The sequence below is a fragment of the Pseudomonas sp. MAG733B genome, assembly GCF_036884845.1.
Classification (GTDB): Bacteria; Pseudomonadota; Gammaproteobacteria; order Pseudomonadales; family Pseudomonadaceae; genus Aquipseudomonas.
The window spans coordinates 5,551,640-5,569,607 of sequence record NZ_CP145732.1; the positions used below are offsets into that span (position 1 = coordinate 5,551,640).

Consider the following 17,968-nt stretch of genomic DNA (forward strand, 5'->3'; position numbering starts at 1 on the left):
TTAACCAATGACCTGCGGAATGCTGCCGTACAACTGCAGGATGTATTCCATGAAGGTCTGCACCAGCCATGGCCCGGCGACGATCAGCGTCACCAGCATGACCAACAGGCGCGGCAGGAAGCTCAAGGTCTGTTCGTTGATCTGGGTGGCGGCCTGGAACATCGCCACGATCAGGCCCACCAGCAGGCTCGGAATCACCAGCACGGCGACCATCAGCGTGGTCAGCCACAACGCTTCACGGAAGATATCGACCGCAACTTCCGGCGTCATGGCGAGACACCGCCGAAGCTGCTGGCCAGGGTGCCGATGATCAGCGCCCAGCCATCGACCAGCACGAACAGCATGATTTTGAATGGCAGGGAAATGATCAGCGGCGACAGCATCATCATACCCATGGCCATCAGCACGCTCGCCACGACGAGGTCGATGATCAGGAACGGAATGAAGATCATGAAACCGATCTGGAACGCGGTTTTCAGTTCCGAGGTCACGAAGGCCGGCACAAGGATGGTCAGCGGCGCCTGATCCGGCGTGGCGATGTCGGTACGCTTGGACAGACGCATGAACAGCTCAAGGTCGCTGGTGCGTGTCTGGGCCAGCATGAAATCCTTGATCGGCACCTGGGCCTTGGCCACGGCATCCTGGGCGGTCATTTTTTCCGCCAGATACGGTTGCAAGGCGTCCTGGTTCACCCGATCGAACACCGGCGCCATGATGAACAACGTCAGGAATAGCGCCATGCCGGTGAGGATCTGGTTCGATGGAGTTTGCTGCAAGCCAAGGGCCTGACGCAGGATCGAGAAGACGATGATGATCCGGGTGAAACTGGTCATCAGCATGACGAACGCCGGGATGAAACTCAGCGCGGTCATGATCAGCAGGATTTGCAGGCTGACCGAATATTCCTGAGCACCTTCGGCGTTGGTGCCCAGCGTGATCGCCGGGATCGACAACGGATCAGCGGCGAACGCCAACGGCGCGGCCAGCATCAGGACCAGCGTCAAGACGATGCGTAACGCACCCATTACTTCTTATCCTTCTGATCTTTGCCCAGGATCTCCAGCAGGCGCTGGGCAAACTCCGGCGTAGTCTTTTCAGTCGCGCTCGGTACCTGCACCGGCTCCTTGAGCACATGCAACGCGGTGATGGTTCCGGGGCTCAGGCCGAGCAGAATCTGCTCGTTGCCGACCTGTACCAGCATCAGGCGATCACGCGGGCCGAGGGCGCGGGAACCGATCAACTCGATCACCTGCCCCTTGCCCGCCGGGCCTGCCTGCTGCACCCGGCGCAACAGCCAGGCGAGGAAGAAGATCAACCCCAGCACCAGCAGCAGGCCGAACACCAGTTGCGTCAATTGCCCGGCCACGCCACTGCTGGCTACAGGCGTAGCGGCAGTAGTGGCGGTCGCGACAGGCTCGGCCGCCAGCACGCTCAATGGCAACGCCAGAAGAACCCCGAGAAACCTTTTCACTCAGCGCAGCTTCTTGATGCGTTCGCTTGGGCTGATCACGTCGGTCAGGCGGATGCCGAACTTCTCGTTGACCACAACCACTTCGCCGTGGGCGATGAGCGTGCCGTTTACCAGCACGTCCAGCGGCTCACCGGCCAGGCGATCAAGCTCGATCACCGAACCCTGGTTGAGTTGGAGCAGGTTGCGGATGTTGATGTCGGTGCTGCCCACTTCCATGGAAATCGACACCGGAATGTCGAGGATCACGTCGAGGTTCGGGCCATCGAGCGTGACCGGATCGTTGTTTCTCGGCACGCTGCCGAACTCTTCCATTGGCAGGCGGTTGGACGCGGAGCCGCCAGAATCGGCTGCCAGCAAGGCGTCGATGTCAGCCTGCCCGGCGTCACCGGTTTCTTCCAGGGCCGCAGCCCACTCATCGGCCAGCGCCTGGTCGTCCTGCATGTTCATATCGTCAGCCATGATGTGTCCTCGGCGAGCAAAAATTCAGAATTCGATTTACAGCAAATGAGTACGAGCGCCGGTCAACGGCGCTCGATCGGCTCGATCACCTGCAACGCAAGGTTGCCTTTGTGCGAGCCCATCTTGACCTTGAAGGCCGGCACGCCGTTGGCGCGCATGATCATGTCTTCCGGCATTTCCACCGGGATGATGTCCCCCGGCTGCATGTGCAGGATGTCGCGCAGTTTCAACTGGCGGCGGGCAACCGTGGCGCCGATCGGCACGTCGACATCCAGCACGTCCTGGCGCAGGGCGTTGACCCAGCGTTCGTCCTGGTCGTCGAGGTCCGACTGGAAGCCGGCGTCGAGCATTTCGCGCACCGGTTCGATCATCGAATACGGCATGGTCACGTGCAGGTCGCCGCCACCGCCATCGAGTTCGATGTGGAAGGTCGACACCACAATCGCTTCGCTCGGGCCGACGATGTTGGCCATCGCCGGGTTCACTTCCGAGTTGATGTACTCGAAGTTCACTTCCATGATCGCCTGCCAGGCTTCCTTCAAGTCGATGAAGGCCTGCTCCAGCACCATGCGCACCACACGCAGTTCGGTCGGGGTGAATTCACGCCCTTCGATCTTGGCGTGTCGGCCGTCGCCGCCGAAGAAGTTGTCCACCAGCTTGAACACCAGTTTGGCGTCGAGGATGAACAGCGCGGTGCCGCGCAGCGGTTTGATCTTGACCAGGTTGAGACTGGTCGGCACGTACAGCGAGTGCACGTATTCGCCGAACTTCATCACCTGCACGCCACCGACCGCCACGTCCGCCGAGCGACGCAGCATGTTGAACATGCTGATGCGCGTGTAGCGGGCGAAACGTTCGTTGATCATTTCCAGGGTCGGCATGCGTCCACGAACGATGCGATCCTGGCTGGTCAGGTCGTAGCTTTTGACGGTGCCGGGTTCGGCAGCGTTATCGGTCTGTACCAGACCATCGTCCACGCCATGCAACAGCGCGTCGATCTCATCCTGGGACAGCAGGTCCTGCACGGCCATGTCGTGTTCCTACTGCAGTACGAAATTAGTGAAAAGCAATTGTTCGATGACCACTTTGCCAAGCTCTTTCTGCGCCACTTCCTGGACGCTGGCCGTGGCTTTCTGGCGCAGCATTTCCTGGCCGACCGGCGACGCGAGCGTAGCGAAGTCCTGCCCGGAGAACAGCATGACCAGGTTGTTGCGGATCACCGGCATGTGCACCTTGAGCGCATCCAGATCAGCCTGGTTGCGGCCAAGCATGGTGATGCTCACCTGCATGTAGCGCTGACGGCCGTTCTGGTTGTAGTTGGCGACAAACGCCGGCGCCATCGACTCGAAAATCGCCGGCTGCTTGCCCTGCGGTGCGGCTTCAACCACGGCCGCCGGCTTGCTCTGGGCGCTGTGCATGAAGTACCAGGTGGCCCCCACGGACAAGCCGATCGCCAGCAGCAGAGCCACCACGACCGCGATAATCAGCTTGAGTTTGCCTTTGGTTGCGGGGTCTTTTACTGCTGCGTCGCTCTTCGCCATGCCAATAATCCGTCACTATTCGGGTTTTCACAGTCGCACGGATAGGCAAGAGCAAGTGTTATGCCAGAAGTGTTGGGAGGGGGATGGGTGGCGAGGCTGCACGGCAATTTGAAGAACACCATACAAAACCAATGTGGGAGCAAGCTTGCTCGCGATAGCGGTCTAACAGTCGATGAAAATGTCGACTGTCAGGGCCTCATCGCGAGCAAGCTCGCTCCCACAGGGTTTTGTATGGTGTTCAATCAGGCGTAGTAATCGACCGCGCTGGAACCGATCACGCTGGTAACCGGTGCGGCGACTTCGGCAACGCCTGGAGCGATTTCGTCATCCATCGAATCAAGACGACCGCCACTGGCACTGGTACGTCCACTTTGAGCCTGCTGATTCTGGCTCTGATCCTGCGAACCTCGATTCTGGTCGGACACGTTGACGTCAACCTGGCCCATGCCCTGCTGCGCGAACATGTCACGCAAGCGATGGACCTGACCATCCAGCGCTTCACGCACGCCGGGGTGGGCGCTCATGAATGTCACCTGGGTCTGCTGATCCGGAACCATGTTCACGCGAATGTCGAGACGCCCCAGTTCAGCCGGTTGCAACTGAATGTCAGCCGCCTTGAGGTTGACGCTGGACAGGTACATGACCCGGTTCACCACTTCTTCGGTCCAGCCACTCTGATGCATGGCGATCGGCTGGTTCACCGGCAACGCATTGGCGGTTTTCGGCGTAGCCGCTTGCGTGAGTGCCGCCAGTCGGTTGGCGAAATCGTCGACCCGCGTATCGCTGCTGGCCGACTTCAGATCCTTCAGACCGTCATCGATCAGTCCACTGAAAGCCTTCTCGCCACCCTGGCTGGTGCTGTCCTTGTCGCCCTGCACGTCGAGCATGCTGGCCATGCCGGCGGCAAAGTTCTGCGCAGCGGTCTGCTCACCATCGGCCTGCGCCTGGGCAGGCGTCGGCGCGGCTTTCGGCTGTGCCTGGCTAGACGCCGAAACGTGGCCGCTCTGCTCCATCGCCATGCGCAAGGCCGGCAATGCGTCGAGCGGATCGGCTTCGGGATCGAATTCGGTATCGGTGGAAGCGGCAACCGGCGCGGCTACAACGGGCGCAGCGACAGGCGCTTCGACCGGCGGCTGAGCGGCCTCTACAACCGGTGGTGTCACCGGCGCAGGCGTGGTGACCACCGGCTGCGCCGCCAACAGCAAGGCAGGATCAAGCGTCGGATCGACAGGCGCGGCATCGACGACCGGCGTCTGCGCTGTGTCCGCCGAATCATCGCTGGCAGTCTTGTCGTCGGCCTGCGCCGGTTTGTCGGCGGGCAAGGTTTTGCCGCTATCGGCAACCGCCGGTTCCGCGGCGGCAGACGAGTCGTCGGCGACGTCCTTCTTGCCGGCGTTGTCCGCAGCCTTGTCACTGACCGGCTTGGCGGCACCATCAGCTGCCGAGGCAGGCTTGTTCTGAGCCTGCTTGGCATACACCTGAGCGAAGCTGGAAGCCTTGTCCCCGGGCTCAGCGGTCAGCGCCGTGGAATTGGCGGCGTTGGCTTGCGCCTTGGCCGGCGCGACGGCCTGAAGAAGATTATTGGGGGTAACGGGCATTTAACGGTCTCCGCTGCACTGGGATCGTAGGTACAGTTAGAGAGTTATCTGCAAGGGTCGCGCCAGTTTCGCCGGATGACGACGAAAGGCGCGGGGGCGATTCAGCTTGCCGCCGGGGAACGCTGTCGCTCGGATTCATAGAGAGGCCGCACAATGGCGAACTCACTCTCGATTTCGCCAATCAATTGGTCAATATCGGCAGCCGAAAGGGTTTTGGCATTGTGCTCAAGCTTGCCACACAGGTCGGCGAGACTGATGGCGCCCATGTTGCTGCTGCTGCCTTTGAAGCTGTGGGCAATCTCGGTCAATTGCGCAGCCGAATCCGCCTGACGCAAAAGTTTCAGGCGCTCTTCGCAATCCGCGAGGAAGGTAACGACCAATGTCGAAAACTCATCCTCCATGACTTCCCGCAACGCGCTCAGCACGTCCGGGTCCAGATGTTTGTCAGCCACTTGCTCACTCCTTGATCAAGAATGCGCGGATTATGCCAGAGCCTCCCAGAAAAACTCCACGCGGGCAGTACGACCATCGTCGGACCAACTGGCATTACGCCCCAACTGACGGACCAGACTTACACCGCGCCCCGACAAACGGACAGGATCCACGGGGCGCTCCAGCACTCGGTCAACATCAAATCCCTTGCCGCTGTCCTCGACGCGAATCACCAGGCACCCGCCCTCGCCTTGCGGCGTGACTTGCAGGTGCACGCGCACATAACCGTCCTGCAACTCATCGAGACGCGCATTGCGCTGCTGATAATAATGACCAAACCCAGTGGCACTGCGCTTGAGGCTTGAGTCCAGGCCCAGCACGCCATGCTCCAGGGCATTGGAATACAACTCGGCCAACACACTGTAGAGCGCCCCGCTCTGCGCCCGCAGGCCGTGAACCTCAAGCAACAGTTGCAGCAAGTACGGCAGCGGGTTGAAGCGCTTGAGCGTGGCGGCGCGAAACTCGAAACTCACCGACCAGTCCAGCGGGCAGGACTGGCCGCTGTCGGAATAGACCGGCGCGGGCGGACTCAGTTGAGCCGGCTCCAACAGACTGACCTCGACCATGCTCACATCGTCGCGGGCCTCGCCACCAAAGTCCCGCAGCGCTTGCTGGATGTCTTCGAACAGCGCATCCGGCTGACGATTGGCCGCAAACACCTGCTGCAAACGCTGCACGCCAAACAGCTGTTCATTGGCATCGCAGGTATCGATCACCCCGTCGGACAACAGGAAAACCCGATCCCCCAGCGCCATCGGAAACACTTCGGTGCGGTCATCGAACGTTTGCGGGCTCAACACGCCAAGCGGCAAGTGCCGGGCGATCAGCGGCGTGCGCTCACCGCTGGCGATATTGTGCAGATAACCGTCCGGCATGCCGCCGTTCCAGACTTCCACCGAGCGCCGCTGAAAGCTCAGGCACAGCAGCGTCGCACAACAGAACATGTCCACCGGCAGGATCCGCTTGAGCTTGGCATTCATCTCGCGCAGGGTTTCCGCCAGGCCATAGCCCTTGGCAGTCATGCCGTAGAAGACTTCGGCCAACGGCATCGCGCCGACGGCGGCCGGCAAGCCATGGCCGGTGAAATCGCCGAGCAACACATGCATGTCGCCCGCCGGAGTGAACGCGGCCAGCAGCAAATCACCATTGAACAGTGCGTAAGGCGATTGCAGGTAGCGGATATTGGGCGCGTTCAGGCAACCGGAATGCGCCACTTTGTCGAATACAGCCTTGGCCACCCGTTGTTCATTGAGCAAATAGTCGTGGTGCCGGGCGATCTGGTCACGTTGCTGCAACACGGTCGCCTGCAATCGCCGCAAGCGGTCCATCGCCTTGATCTTGGCGGCAAGGATCACCTGGTTGTACGGCTTCGCCAGAAAATCGTCACCCCCGACCTCCAGACAGCGAGCCAGCGCTTCGCTTTCGGACAGCGACGTGAGGAAGATGATCGGCACCAGGTTTTCGCCGGCCAGCGCCTTGATCTGTTGTGCGGCCTCGAAACCGTCCATCACCGGCATCATTGCGTCCATCAACACCAGTTGCGGACGTTGCAGGCGAAACACCTCGACCGCTTCGGCACCGTTTGCGGCCGTCAGCACCTGATGGCCCTGACGCCGGACGATACTCGACAACAGCATGCGGTCGGCCGCGCTGTCTTCGGCGATCAGGATCGTCAGCGATTCGAGTGCAGGCTGCACGGCGATCAACTGATGTCGAACAGTTTGTCGAAATTGGAAATGGCGAGGATCTTCTTCACGTCGGAACTGCTGTTGACCACGCGAATATCGGAGTTTTCACCACCGGCGTGGTCACGCAACAGCAGCAGCATGCCCAGCGCGGAACTGTCGAGGTAGGTCGCGTCCTTCAGGTCGACAACGACCTCGGCCAGATCCCGGCTTTCGTAGGACTCACGAAATGCCTGATGCTTGGCGAAATCGAAGCGTCCCTTGATCGATATCGTCAGTTTTTGTCCATCCGGCGAGACTTCTGTAACGACTGACATGTCATGGCTTCCTTGTCATTGGTAAACCTGCTTGTACAAGGTTTAGCATTTGGTAGAGGTTGGGGCAAGGCAAAAGCCAGGATCAAAAGATCGCAGCCTGCGGCAGCTCCTACAGTATCGAATTTGCACGCGGTCAATGTAGGAGCTGCCGCAGGCTGCGATCTTTTCAAAGCCGCCCCTCAATACGCATCCTGCCGCGGCAAGCGCTGGGACAATTCATCCAGCAGCTTTTGCTCGCGTTTGTCTTCGAGTGCCCGCGCCTCATCGGCGTAGCGCTGAACCAGTTTGCGCAAGCCTTCGACCCGGGCGAACGCCTGTTGCCAGGTGTCCCGTGCCTTGTTCAGGTTGTTCTGGTGCCAGGCCAGGCTTTGTCGCTGTTGATCAATGGCCGTGCCCAACTGCGCGAGAAAGCCCTGATAGCCGAGCAACCACTGGCCCGACACACCGCTGCTGCCGCGCACGATCCACTGTTCTTGATAATCGAGGCGAAAAGCTTCAAGGTCGGCGAGCTTGCTTTCGGCCAAACGCACCTGCCCCTGAAAGTGCCCCAGACGCTGGACCGCGGTTTTCTCGGCCTTCTCGGCCATTTCCACCACGGGTGCCAGACGCCCTGCCCGAGTCTGGGCCATGACCGGTTAGCCGCCCGCCGCAGGCGCGAAGATCGAGGCGAGATACGCTTCGCTTTCGCCCAGGCTGATGCTGTCGTTGAGGCCCTGGCGCAGGTATTTGACCAGTTGCGGTTGCAGGGAAATCGCCAGGTCGGTCTCGCGATCACCACCGGCGACGTAAGCGCCGACGCTGATCAGGTCACGACTCTGCTGATAGCGCGACCACAACTGCTTGAAGTACTGCGCGCGCATCATGTGTTCCGGCGACACCACCGCCGGCATCACCCGGCTGATGGACGCCTCGATATCGATGGCCGGGTAATGACCTTCTTCCGCCAATCGCCGCGACAGCACGATGTGCCCGTCGAGCACGCCTCGCGCCGAGTCGGCAATCGGATCTTGCTGGTCATCGCCTTCGGACAGCACGGTGTAGAACGCCGTGATCGAACCGCCGCCCTTCTCGGCGTTACCGGCCCGCTCAACCAGTTTCGGCAATTTGGCGAACACCGATGGCGGATAGCCCTTGGTTGCCGGCGGCTCGCCAATGGCCAGGGCGATTTCCCGCTGGGCCTGGGCGAATCGCGTCAGCGAATCCATCAGCAACAGGACGTTCTTGCCCTTGTCGCGGAAATACTCGGCGATTCGTGTGCAGTACATGGCGGCGCGCAGACGCATCAGCGGCGCGTCGTCCGCCGGGGAAGCTACCACCACTGAACGCTTGAGCCCTTCTTCACCGAGGATGTGCTCGATGAACTCTTTAACTTCACGACCCCGCTCGCCGATCAGCCCGACGACGATAATGTCGGCCTCGGTGAAGCGGGTCATCATGCCCAACAGCACGGATTTACCCACGCCGGTACCGGCGAACAGGCCAAGACGCTGACCGCGACCCACCGTCAACATGCCGTTGATGCAGCGGATGCCCACGTCCAGCGGCTCGCTGATTGGTTCACGCTTGAGCGGGTTGATGGTCGGGCCGTCCATCGGCACCCAGTCTTCGGCCTTCATCCCGCCCTTGCCGTCAAGCGCACGACCGGCGCCATCGAGCACGCGCCCGAGCATGCTCATGCCCATCGGCAAACGACCGGTATCGGAAAGCGGAACGACGCGAGCACCGGGCGCGATGCCGGCAACACTGCCCACCGGCATCAGGAAAACCTTGCTGCCGGAGAAGCCCATGACTTCGGCTTCGACCTGCACCGGGTGATAGCTGTCGTCGTTGATGACCATGCAGCGGCTGCCCATGGCAGCGCGCAAGCCTTCGGCTTCGAGGGTCAGGCCAACCATGCGCAACAGGCGCCCTTCGAGGATCGGCGCGCCGGCCAGTTCCGTGGCCTCGGCGTAGCTACCGAGGCGCTTGGCGAAACTGGTGCGTTCAAGGCGCATCGGGAAGGTCCGGATCGGCAGCGGCTGCGGGTTTACTTTCGATCGGCAGTTCAAGGCTCACGTCCGGCGCGGCCGGGTGCAAGGCCTGCTCGTGGAGCTGATCGAACAGTTTGTCCATGACCTGTTTGACGCGGGTTTCCACCGTGGCATCGATGCGACTGTGCTCGGTCTCGACCCGGCAACCGCCGGGCAACAAGGATTCGTCCTCGACGATGCGCCAGGTTTCTTCATGGCGTTCGCGCAGTGCTTTGACCTGTTCGAAATCCTGCGGATTGATGTACAGCCGCACATTGCCCACGCCCAGCGGCAGCAGCTTGAGGGCTTCGCGCATGACGTGTTCGATCTGCGTCGAGTCGATGGCCAGTTCGCGCTGAATCACCTGTTTGGTGATGTGCTGCACGAGGTCGACCAGCGACTTTTCAATCTGGGTGTCTTGTTCGGCGATAGGCTCGAACAGATGCGCCATCAGCTGTTCCAGCCCGGCGATCTTGGCCGATAGCGCCACTTCAGCTTCCTGGCGGACCCTGAGCGTGGTGCTGTGGAAACCTTCTTTCTCACCCACCGCGAAGCCTTCGTTATAGGCTTCCTGGCGAATGCTTTCGAGTTCTTCAAGGGTCAGTGGCTGGACTTCCTCCAGCGGCACTTCTTCCATTTCCGGCGGTTCGGGTTCCGGCTCCGGTTCAGGCTCGGGTGCCGGCGGGTCGAAACTGGGCAGCGCCCAGGTATCGAAACCACTGACATCCCTGGCCCGGATCAGGTCAGTGGGTGAATCATCATGCTTGGCCATGGTGTTAGATCATTTCCTCGCCGCCCTTGCCACCGAGAACGATTTCCCCGGCCTCGGCCATACGACGGGCGATAGTGAGGATTTCTTTCTGCGCGGTTTCCACGTCGCTGACGCGTACCGGGCCTTTGGCTTCCAGGTCGTCGCGCAACAGTTCGGCCGCACGCTTGGACATGTTCTTGAAGATCTTTTCCTTGACGCCTTCGTCCGAACCCTTGAGGGCCAGCACCAGCACGTCGGAAGACACTTCGCGCAACAGTGCCTGGATACCGCGGTCGTCGACATCGGCCAGGTTGTTGAACACGAACATGAGGTCTTCGATCTGACCGGACAGGTCTTCGTCGACTTCGCGGATCGAGTCCATGAGCTGGCCTTCGATCGAGCTGTCGAGGAAGTTCATGATGTCTGCCGCGCGCTTGATGCCGCCCAGGGTGGTGCGCGAAGCGTTCGAGTTGCCGGAGAACTGCTTCTCGAGAATCTGGTTGAGTTCTTTCAGGGCCGCAGGCTGCACGGTGTTCAGCGACGAGACGCGCAGGATGATGTCCAGGCGCACCTTGTGGTCGAAGTTGCCGAGCACTTCACCGGCCTGGTCCGGGTCGAGGTAAGCCACCACGATCGCCTGGATCTGCGGGTGCTCGTAACGGATCACATCGGCGACGGCGCGCGGCTCCATCCACTTCAGGCTGTCGAGGCCACTGGTGTTGCCACCCAGCAGGATGCGGTCGATCAGGCCATTGGCCTTGTCTTCGCCCAGTGCCTGGGTGAGCATTTTGCGCACGTAGTCGTCGGAGCCGACACCCAGGCTGGTCTGGTCGCCGACGATGTCGACGAACTCGCTCATCACCTGCTCGACCTGCTCGCGGTGCACGTTACCCATCTGCGCCATGGCCACGCCCACACGCTGGACCTCTTTGGGCCCCATGTGGCGCAGCACCTGGGCGGCGTCGGTAGAGCCAAGGGACAGCAGCAGGATTGCAGCTTTGTCGACCTTGGACAGCTTGGCGGCAACGGCTCGGTTATCACTCATCTGCGTTAATCCACTCTTTCACGACCTGGGCCACACGACCCGGGTCTTCTGCCACCAGACTCTTGATTGCGTTCAACTGCGCGTCATAGCCTTCGCTCGGGCTCGGCAGCAGGATGCTTTGCGGGCCGCCGAGGCTGACGCGGTCGTTGGCCAGTTCGCCGTCCAGGCCGCCCATGCCACCCAACTCGACGTCGCTGCCGATGCCGGCCAGTTGTTTGTCTTTGCCGCCACCGGTGATGTTGTTGAGCACCGGACGCAGCACACCGAACACCAGCACCAGGATGAACAGGACACCCATGACTTGCTTGACGATGTCCCAGAACCACGGCTGGGAGTAGAACGGAATATCGGCAATCACTTCGCCGCGATCGGCGGAGAACGGCATGTTGATCACGCTGACGCTGTCGCCACGGCTGGCGTCGAAACCGACCGCGTCCTGCACCAGGCGAGTGAAGCGCGCCAATTCATCGGCGGTCCACGGCGCGCGGGTGGTTTCACCGTTGGCCGGGTTGATCTTGACCTGATCGTCCACCACTACCGACACCGACAGGCGATTCAATCGGCCCTGCTGCTGTTTGGTGTGGCTGATGGAACGGTCGAGTTCGAAGTTCTTGGTGGACTGTTGACGCTTGTCCGCCGGGTACGGCGCCAACATCGGCTGGCCGGTGGCCGGGTCCATGATTTGCTGGCCGTTGGCATCGATCAGTGGCTGGCCTGGTTGCACCATGCCGGCAGCAGGCGCAGCGCCCGCAGTCGTTTGCGGCGCGGAGGCCGGCGATGGCGGCTGGTTGCTCAAGGCACCCGGCACACCTTGCGGACCATTGCTGGCGGTGCGTTGTTCGTTGACCGACTGCTCGCTGCGCAACGCCGGTTGGTCCGGGTTGAACTGCTCGGAAGTTGACTCGACGGCACTGAAGTCAACGTCGGCCGAGACTTCGGCTTTATAGCGATCATTGCCCAGCACCGGTTGCAGGATGTTGTGCACACGCTGGGTGAGCATGCTTTCCATGCGACGGCTGTAATCGAATTGCTTGCCGGCCATGGTCAGTTCGGAATTTTCCGCCTGATCGGAAAGCAGGTTGCCCTTCTGGTCGACCACGGTGATCTGCGACTTGCTCAACTCAGGAACGCTGGTCGCCACCAGATTGATGATGGCAACCACCTGACCCGGCTCCAGCGACCGGCCGGAGTACAGCTCAACCAGTACCGAAGCACTCGGCTTGCGCTCGTCGCGCACGAACACCGAACTCTTCGGAATCGCCAGGTGCACGCGGGCGCCCTTGACATTGTTCAGGCTGGAAATCGTGCGCGCCAGTTCACCTTCGAGGCCACGACGATAGCGCGTGGCTTCCATGAACTGGCTGGTACCCAGGCCTTGTTCTTTATCGAGGATTTCAAAACCGATGTTGCCATCGCTGGGAGTGACACCAGCGCCCGCGAGTTTGAGTCGCGCACGGGACAGGTCTTCGGCCTTGACCAGCAAGGCACCGGAATTCGGTTCGACGGTGTAGGGAATATCGGCGGCGGCCAGGGTGTCCATGACCTGCTTGGCGTCCATACCGGCAAGGCTGCCATACAGCGGACGGTAGTCCGGCTGCTGGGACCACAACACCACGGCAAAGCCAATCGCCACGCTCGCGGCCAGGCCGACCAACAGGCCCACCTGACGCAGCATGGTCATCTCGGAGAGGTTTTCCAGGAAGGACAGACCGAACAGCGGCGGCTTGCCGTCTATCGGTGTGGCCTTGGCCGGAACATTATCGGCGACTGCTTCTGCCATGACTCAATCTCGTCCTTAAACCGGCATCTGCATGATGTCTTGGTAAGCCTGAACCAGCTTGTTACGCACCTGGGTCAACGCCTGGAAAGACACGCTGGCCTTCTGCGAGGAAATCATCACGTCCGTCAGGTCGACGCCGCTCTTGCCGATCTCGAAGGCACTGGCCAACTGACTGGAAGCCTGCTGGGTGTCGTTCACTTTATTGACGGCCTGACCGAGCATGTCGGAAAAGCTGCTGCCATTCAGTTCAGGGACGGCGGCAGTCGATTTCGGCGCAGACATGGCGTCCATTTGCATGGAGCGCATATCCAGCATCAACCGATTGAATTCAATACCTTGGCTCATGATTTCTCTCTTTGGCGACCCGCAATTTTTTGACACTCACTCGGCGGGTACTGAGGTGTTAGCAACAAGGGTGCCAGCTTTCGAGACGATCCCCCTGTAGGAGCGAGCCTGCTCGCGATGGACGCAAGAGCAACGCGTTTATCCTGAAACCCCGCGCAATCGTTAACGACCATCGCGAGCAAGCTCGCTCCTACAGGAATAGAGTCAGGTGGCGAACAAATACGCTTCTACGTCCATCCCGGCATCGCGCATCTGCGCCAGCTTGTAGCGCAAGGTGCGCGGGCTGATGCCCAGGCGTTCGGCGGCCTCTTTGCGACGGCCACGCTCGGTGCGCAGGGTGTCGATGATCATCTGGAACTCGCGACGACGCAGGTCATCCCCCAACGCGCCAGCAGACTCGGCGTCGACTTCCAGTGGACGCACCGGCACCGGCGCCAATGACGGCAACGGCGCGCAGGCGACCGGCCCGGCCAGACAGAAATCCTGCGGCTGAATCAGGCCGCCCTGTTGCAGGATCAGCGCGCGCTGAATCGCGTTGTCCAGCTCACGCACATTGCCCGGCCACGGGTAACCGATCAGGCACGCTTGCGCCTCGGGCGACAGTCGCGCCGCGGCATGCTTCATTTTATTGACGTGTTTGGCCAGCAACCGCTCGGCCAGCGGCAGGATATCGGCGGTGCGCTCGCGCAACGGACGCCACGCCAGTGGAAACACCGACAGGCGATAGTAAAGGTCTTCACGGAAACGCCCCGCCGCCACTTCCCCGGCCAGGTCACGGTTGGTGGTCGCGACCACGCGGATGTCCAGAGTGATCGGCTTGCGCGCGCCGACGCGTTCGACCTCGCGCTCTTGTAGCACGCGCAGCAATTTGGCTTGCAGGCCGAGGGGCATTTCAGAAATTTCGTCGAGCAGGATGGTCCCGCCATCGGCCTGTTCGAACTTGCCGGCCTGCGCGGCAATGGCGCCGGTGAACGAGCCTTTTTCGTGGCCGAACAATGTGGCCTCGAGCATGTTGTCGGGGATCGCCGCGCAGTTGATTGCAATGAACGGCTGACTGGCGCGATGGGAGTGCTGATGGATGTAGCGCGCCAGCACTTCCTTGCCCGTCCCGGACTCGCCGGAGATCAATACCGTGGAATCACTGCGAGCTACCCGCGCGGCCAGGTCCAGCAGCTGCGCACTGGCCGGCTCCAAAGCCACCGGCCCTTCGCTGTCCGCGTTGCCGAGACTGCCCAGCGCATGCCGGGCGACCAGATCGAGCAAGGCCTTGGGTTCGAAAGGCTTGACCAGATAATCTGCCGCGCCCTGACGCATCGCATCCACTGCGCGCTCCACGGCACCGTGCGCCGTCATCAGCAACACCGGCAGTTGCGGCTGTCGCGCCCGCAGCAAGCCCAGCAGTTGATGACCATCCATGCCCGGCATGTTGACGTCGCTGAGCACCAGGTTGAACGCCTCGGCCTCGACTGCGCCCAAGGCGTCTTCCGCCGAACCGACGGCTGTGTATTCGTGACCGGCGAGCAACAGCGTATCGGCCAGTGCTTCGCGTAAAGCGCGGTCATCCTCGACCAGTAGAACCTTGATACCCATGACTTTCACTCCGCTCCCTGAGCGCTGCTTTTTTCACTGACAAACAGCGGCAGGATGACCTGCGCACACGTGCCTCGGCCCACCCGCGAACGCAATTGCAACTCGCCCTGATGGGCACGGGCAACTGCCTTGACCACGGTCAGGCCGAGGCCGGTACCGGTGGCCTTGGTGGTGAAAAACGGTTCACCCAGACGCGCCAGCACGACGCCGTCGATCCCGCTGCCGCTGTCACTGACGCACACACGCAAGTGGTTGTCGCGGGTATACAGGTGGACCTTCAGGTGCACGTCACCGGCACTGGCCTGAATAGCGTTTTCGATGAGATTGAGGATGGCCCCGACCAGGGTGTCGCGACTGCACAACAACTCGCCGGCATGGCTGTCGCACTGCCAGCGGACAGGCAGGTCCTGCACATGGGTCAGGGCTGCCGCTTGCAGCGACTGCATCAATTGTTTGGGGGTTACGCGATCGGTCAGGGGCAATTCACCGCGTGCAAACACCAGCATGTCGCGCACCTGATGCTCCAGCTCGTGCAGGCGCTCTTTGAGACGCCCGGCAAAACGCTGCTGGGTCTCGACCGGCAATTCCTGCTCAGTCAAATGACTGGCGTAGAGCAGCGCGGCGGACAACGGCGTACGAATCTGGTGAGCGAGCGACGCAACCATGCGCCCGAGAGAGGACAGTCGCTCGTGTCGCGCCAGCTGATCTTGCAGGTGACGGGTTTCAGTCAGGTCGTTGAGCAACACCAGTTGGCCGGGCTCGGCATCCAGCGAGCGCGTGGCGATCGACAAGCGCCGACCATCCTTGAGTGAAACTTCATGACCGTCGTCTTCGCGAGGCGCAAAGCAGCGGGCAATGACATGTCGCCACAACTCACCCTCCAGCGGCAGGCCGAGCAGTTCACAGGCTGCCGGGTTGGCTTCGCGCACGATGCCCTGGGCGTCGATGACGATGACGCCACCGGGCAACAGGTCGAGAAGGTTCTGCAGACGGTTGGCCAGGCGTTCTTTTTCAGCCAGCTCCTGCATGCGCTGGGCGCTGACCACGGCCAGTTCACCCTTGAGCTCGGTGACCCGGGCTTCGAGCATGCTGTAGGAACTGGTCAACTGACTGGACATCTGGTTGAACAGGGCGAATGCCTGCTCGAGGCCAAGCCGGCTTGCCTGTTCTACGGACGACGATTGCCCCAGGGCATTAGGGACAGGAGACATCTGGGCGACTTGGGGCATCGTGCTCTCTCGCTTGGCTGACCGTCAGTGAAACGGAACGTTGCGAGGGACGTAGCAATACCCGTGCCTAAAAAAAACTTCTTATAAATGAAGCGCTTGAAAAACAGGCGTCAATCATCCGCCTGCTCATCTCCGTCACGACGGCTCATGCCGTACTTGCGCATCTTTTCCACCAGTGTGGTGCGACGGATACGCAGACGTTCGGCGGCGCGAGCCACAATGCCATTGGCATCGTCCAGCGCCTGCTGGATCAAGCCTTGCTCCAGACCACCGAGGTAGTCCTTCAGGTCCAGGCCTTCCGGCGGCAGCATGGCGTTGGCCGTGAAGTCCGGGGTATGACCGTTGATGGCCACCCGCTCTTCAAGATCGCTGCGCAAGCTGTCGACCAGTTGCTCGTCTTCGTCGTCGACGTAGCGGAATTTCTTCGGCAACTCGACCACGCCGATCACCCCATACGGATGCATGATCGCCATGCGCTCCACCAGGTTCGCCAGCTCGCGGACGTTGCCCGGCCAGCCGTGACGACACAGCGACATGATGGCGGCGGAGTTGAAACGGATCGAACCGCGCTTCTCATGCTCCATGCGCGAGATCAGTTCGTTCATCAACAGCGGGATATCTTCGACGCGCTCACGCAGCGGCGCCATCTCGATCGGGAACACGTTCAAGCGGTAGTACAAATCTTCGCGGAAGGTACCGATCTCGATCATGCTTTCGAGATTCTTGTGGGTCGCCGCAATGATGCGCACGTCGACGCTCTGGGTCTTGTTGCTGCCCACGCGTTCGAAGGTGCGCTCCTGCAATACGCGCAGCAACTTGACCTGCATCGGCAGCGGCATGTCGCCGATTTCATCGAGGAACAGGGTGCCGCCGTTGGCCAGTTCGAAACGCCCCGCGCGGCTGGTGATCGCACCGGTGAAGGCGCCCTTCTCATGACCGAACAATTCGCTTTCGAGCAGCTCAGCCGGGATCGCCCCGCAGTTGACCGGCACGAACGGCGCTTCACGGCGCTTGGAATGGTAATGCAGGTTGCGCGCGACCACTTCCTTGCCGGTCCCGGACTCGCCAAGGATCAGCACGCTGGCGTCGGTGTCGGCGACTTGCTGCATCATCTGACGGACGTGTTGGATCGCCCGGCTGGTGCCGACAAGGCTGCGGAAAAGATTGGGTTCGCGATGGCGACCGCGCTCGCGGGCCTGGTCGTACATTTCACGGTAGACCTGGGCACGGTGCAGCGAGTCGAGCAGTTTGCTGTAACTGGGCGGCATTTCGAGCGTCGAAAGTACCCGGCGACGCTGGTCGTCCGGCAGGTCAATGGAAGAATTATCGCCCATTAACAAAACCGGAAGGAACTCATCCCATGTCGCGAGTGTCTTTAGCAAGCCCATGAGTGCACCAGGAGCATTGACCGTCCCGATGAGGACACAGATCACTTCACGACTAGACGATAAAGAGCCGACAGCCTGCTGCCAGTCGTGGCTACCGCAGGGTAAATTTTCTTCACCGAGAAAATTTAAAATCACCGCCAGGTCGCGGCGGCGGACGCTATCGTCATCTATCAGCAGAATTTTGGTTTCACGCCACATGCAATAGCAACTTCCCTAGTCAACTCAATGCCCAAAATGCTGGGGCAAGCTAAACGCTTGCAGGCAGGAT

Annotated in this window: 19 protein-coding genes; all 19 read right to left on the reverse strand. The window is 61.0% G+C overall.

The window, feature by feature from the left end:
- On the reverse strand, positions 1-270 hold the full coding sequence (gene fliQ, locus V6Z53_RS25345) for a flagellar biosynthesis protein FliQ (protein WP_008058625.1): 270 nt from the start codon (positions 268-270) through the stop codon (positions 1-3).
- Entirely contained in the window at positions 267-1,025 is a 759-nt protein-coding gene (gene fliP, locus V6Z53_RS25350) for a flagellar type III secretion system pore protein FliP (protein ID WP_338582379.1), read from the reverse strand. Before fliP ends, fliQ begins: the two co-directional genes overlap by 4 nt.
- Positions 1,025-1,471: a flagellar biosynthetic protein FliO gene (gene fliO, locus V6Z53_RS25355; RefSeq protein WP_338582380.1), complete on the reverse strand. Its 447-nt coding sequence runs from the start codon at positions 1,469-1,471 to the stop codon at positions 1,025-1,027. The genes fliP and fliO overlap by 1 nt, the downstream gene beginning before the upstream one ends.
- Positions 1,472-1,930 carry a flagellar motor switch protein FliN gene (gene fliN, locus V6Z53_RS25360; protein WP_338582381.1) on the reverse strand — a complete coding sequence of 153 codons (459 nt, stop codon included), beginning with the start codon at positions 1,928-1,930 and terminating at the stop codon, positions 1,472-1,474.
- 62 nt (positions 1,931-1,992) lie between these two features.
- Positions 1,993-2,961 (reverse strand): flagellar motor switch protein FliM, encoded by a 969-nt coding sequence (fliM, locus tag V6Z53_RS25365; RefSeq protein WP_056853014.1) that lies wholly within the window; start codon positions 2,959-2,961, stop codon positions 1,993-1,995.
- Between the two features lie 9 nt (positions 2,962-2,970).
- A complete protein-coding gene (gene fliL, locus V6Z53_RS25370; RefSeq protein WP_338582382.1) occupies positions 2,971-3,471 on the reverse strand; it encodes a flagellar basal body-associated protein FliL in 501 nt (166 codons plus the stop codon).
- A 242-nt stretch (positions 3,472-3,713) separates the two neighbouring features.
- Positions 3,714-5,069, reverse strand: a complete 1,356-nt coding sequence (locus tag V6Z53_RS25375) for a flagellar hook-length control protein FliK (protein WP_338582383.1) — start codon at positions 5,067-5,069, stop codon at positions 3,714-3,716.
- Positions 5,070-5,170: 101 nt separating this feature from the next.
- Positions 5,171-5,521, reverse strand: coding sequence for an Hpt domain-containing protein (locus V6Z53_RS25380; RefSeq protein WP_338582384.1), 351 nt, complete (start codon positions 5,519-5,521; stop codon positions 5,171-5,173).
- 30 nt (positions 5,522-5,551) lie between these two features.
- On the reverse strand, positions 5,552-7,258 hold the full coding sequence (locus V6Z53_RS25385; protein ID WP_338582385.1) for a fused response regulator/phosphatase: 1,707 nt from the start codon (positions 7,256-7,258) through the stop codon (positions 5,552-5,554).
- Positions 7,259-7,263: 5 nt separating this feature from the next.
- Positions 7,264-7,563, reverse strand: a complete 300-nt coding sequence (locus V6Z53_RS25390; RefSeq protein WP_338582386.1) for an STAS domain-containing protein — start codon at positions 7,561-7,563, stop codon at positions 7,264-7,266.
- A 179-nt stretch (positions 7,564-7,742) separates the two neighbouring features.
- A complete protein-coding gene (fliJ, locus tag V6Z53_RS25395) occupies positions 7,743-8,192 on the reverse strand; it encodes a flagellar export protein FliJ (protein WP_338582387.1) in 450 nt (149 codons plus the stop codon).
- Positions 8,193-8,198: 6 nt separating this feature from the next.
- Positions 8,199-9,557, reverse strand: coding sequence for a flagellar protein export ATPase FliI (fliI, locus tag V6Z53_RS25400; protein WP_150704815.1), 1,359 nt, complete (start codon positions 9,555-9,557; stop codon positions 8,199-8,201).
- The gene (gene fliH, locus V6Z53_RS25405) at positions 9,547-10,344 is read right to left on the reverse strand and encodes a flagellar assembly protein FliH (protein ID WP_338582388.1); all 798 of its coding nucleotides are present in this window, start codon (positions 10,342-10,344) and stop codon (positions 9,547-9,549) included. Before fliH ends, fliI begins: the two co-directional genes overlap by 11 nt.
- Positions 10,345-10,348: 4 nt before the next feature.
- Positions 10,349-11,368 carry a flagellar motor switch protein FliG gene (gene fliG, locus V6Z53_RS25410; protein ID WP_007983391.1) on the reverse strand — a complete coding sequence of 340 codons (1,020 nt, stop codon included), beginning with the start codon at positions 11,366-11,368 and terminating at the stop codon, positions 10,349-10,351.
- Positions 11,361-13,148 (reverse strand): flagellar basal-body MS-ring/collar protein FliF, encoded by a 1,788-nt coding sequence (fliF, locus tag V6Z53_RS25415; protein ID WP_338582389.1) that lies wholly within the window; start codon positions 13,146-13,148, stop codon positions 11,361-11,363. The genes fliG and fliF overlap by 8 nt, the downstream gene beginning before the upstream one ends.
- 15 nt (positions 13,149-13,163) lie before the next feature.
- Positions 13,164-13,493, reverse strand: coding sequence for a flagellar hook-basal body complex protein FliE (fliE, locus tag V6Z53_RS25420; protein ID WP_338582390.1), 330 nt, complete (start codon positions 13,491-13,493; stop codon positions 13,164-13,166).
- Between the two features lie 204 nt (positions 13,494-13,697).
- Complete coding sequence (gene fleR, locus V6Z53_RS25425) at positions 13,698-15,083, reverse strand: sigma-54-dependent response regulator transcription factor FleR (protein ID WP_338582391.1); 1,386 nt, start codon at positions 15,081-15,083, stop codon at positions 13,698-13,700.
- A 5-nt stretch (positions 15,084-15,088) separates the two neighbouring features.
- On the reverse strand, positions 15,089-16,294 hold the full coding sequence (locus V6Z53_RS25430) for an ATP-binding protein (RefSeq protein WP_338586563.1): 1,206 nt from the start codon (positions 16,292-16,294) through the stop codon (positions 15,089-15,091).
- 128 nt (positions 16,295-16,422) lie between these two features.
- Positions 16,423-17,898 (reverse strand): sigma-54 dependent transcriptional regulator, encoded by a 1,476-nt coding sequence (locus V6Z53_RS25435; RefSeq protein ID WP_338582392.1) that lies wholly within the window; start codon positions 17,896-17,898, stop codon positions 16,423-16,425.
- Positions 17,899-17,968 lie beyond the last annotated feature (70 nt).

Coding starts and splice junctions, on each gene's coding strand:
- fliG (WP_007983391.1), bottom strand. CDS start 11,368: ATGAGTGATAACCGAGCCGTTGCCGCCAAGCTGTCCAAGGTCGACAAA.
- fliQ (WP_008058625.1), bottom strand. CDS start 270: ATGACGCCGGAAGTTGCGGTCGATATCTTCCGTGAAGCGTTGTGGCTG.
- fliI (WP_150704815.1), bottom strand. CDS start 9,557: ATGCGCCTTGAACGCACCAGTTTCGCCAAGCGCCTCGGTAGCTACGCC.
- fliP (WP_338582379.1), bottom strand. CDS start 1,025: ATGGGTGCGTTACGCATCGTCTTGACGCTGGTCCTGATGCTGGCCGCG.
- fleR (WP_338582391.1), bottom strand. CDS start 15,083: ATGGGTATCAAGGTTCTACTGGTCGAGGATGACCGCGCTTTACGCGAA.
- fliM (WP_056853014.1), bottom strand. CDS start 2,961: ATGGCCGTGCAGGACCTGCTGTCCCAGGATGAGATCGACGCGCTGTTG.
- V6Z53_RS25430 (WP_338586563.1), bottom strand. CDS start 16,294: ATGTCTCCTGTCCCTAATGCCCTGGGGCAATCGTCGTCCGTAGAACAG.
- V6Z53_RS25375 (WP_338582383.1), bottom strand. CDS start 5,069: ATGCCCGTTACCCCCAATAATCTTCTTCAGGCCGTCGCGCCGGCCAAG.
- fliH (WP_338582388.1), bottom strand. CDS start 10,344: ATGGCCAAGCATGATGATTCACCCACTGACCTGATCCGGGCCAGGGAT.
- fliN (WP_338582381.1), bottom strand. CDS start 1,930: ATGGCTGACGATATGAACATGCAGGACGACCAGGCGCTGGCCGATGAG.
- fliF (WP_338582389.1), bottom strand. CDS start 13,148: ATGGCAGAAGCAGTCGCCGATAATGTTCCGGCCAAGGCCACACCGATA.
- fliL (WP_338582382.1), bottom strand. CDS start 3,471: ATGGCGAAGAGCGACGCAGCAGTAAAAGACCCCGCAACCAAAGGCAAA.
- fliJ (WP_338582387.1), bottom strand. CDS start 8,192: ATGGCCCAGACTCGGGCAGGGCGTCTGGCACCCGTGGTGGAAATGGCC.
- V6Z53_RS25435 (WP_338582392.1), bottom strand. CDS start 17,898: ATGTGGCGTGAAACCAAAATTCTGCTGATAGATGACGATAGCGTCCGC.
- fliE (WP_338582390.1), bottom strand. CDS start 13,493: ATGAGCCAAGGTATTGAATTCAATCGGTTGATGCTGGATATGCGCTCC.
- V6Z53_RS25390 (WP_338582386.1), bottom strand. CDS start 7,563: ATGTCAGTCGTTACAGAAGTCTCGCCGGATGGACAAAAACTGACGATA.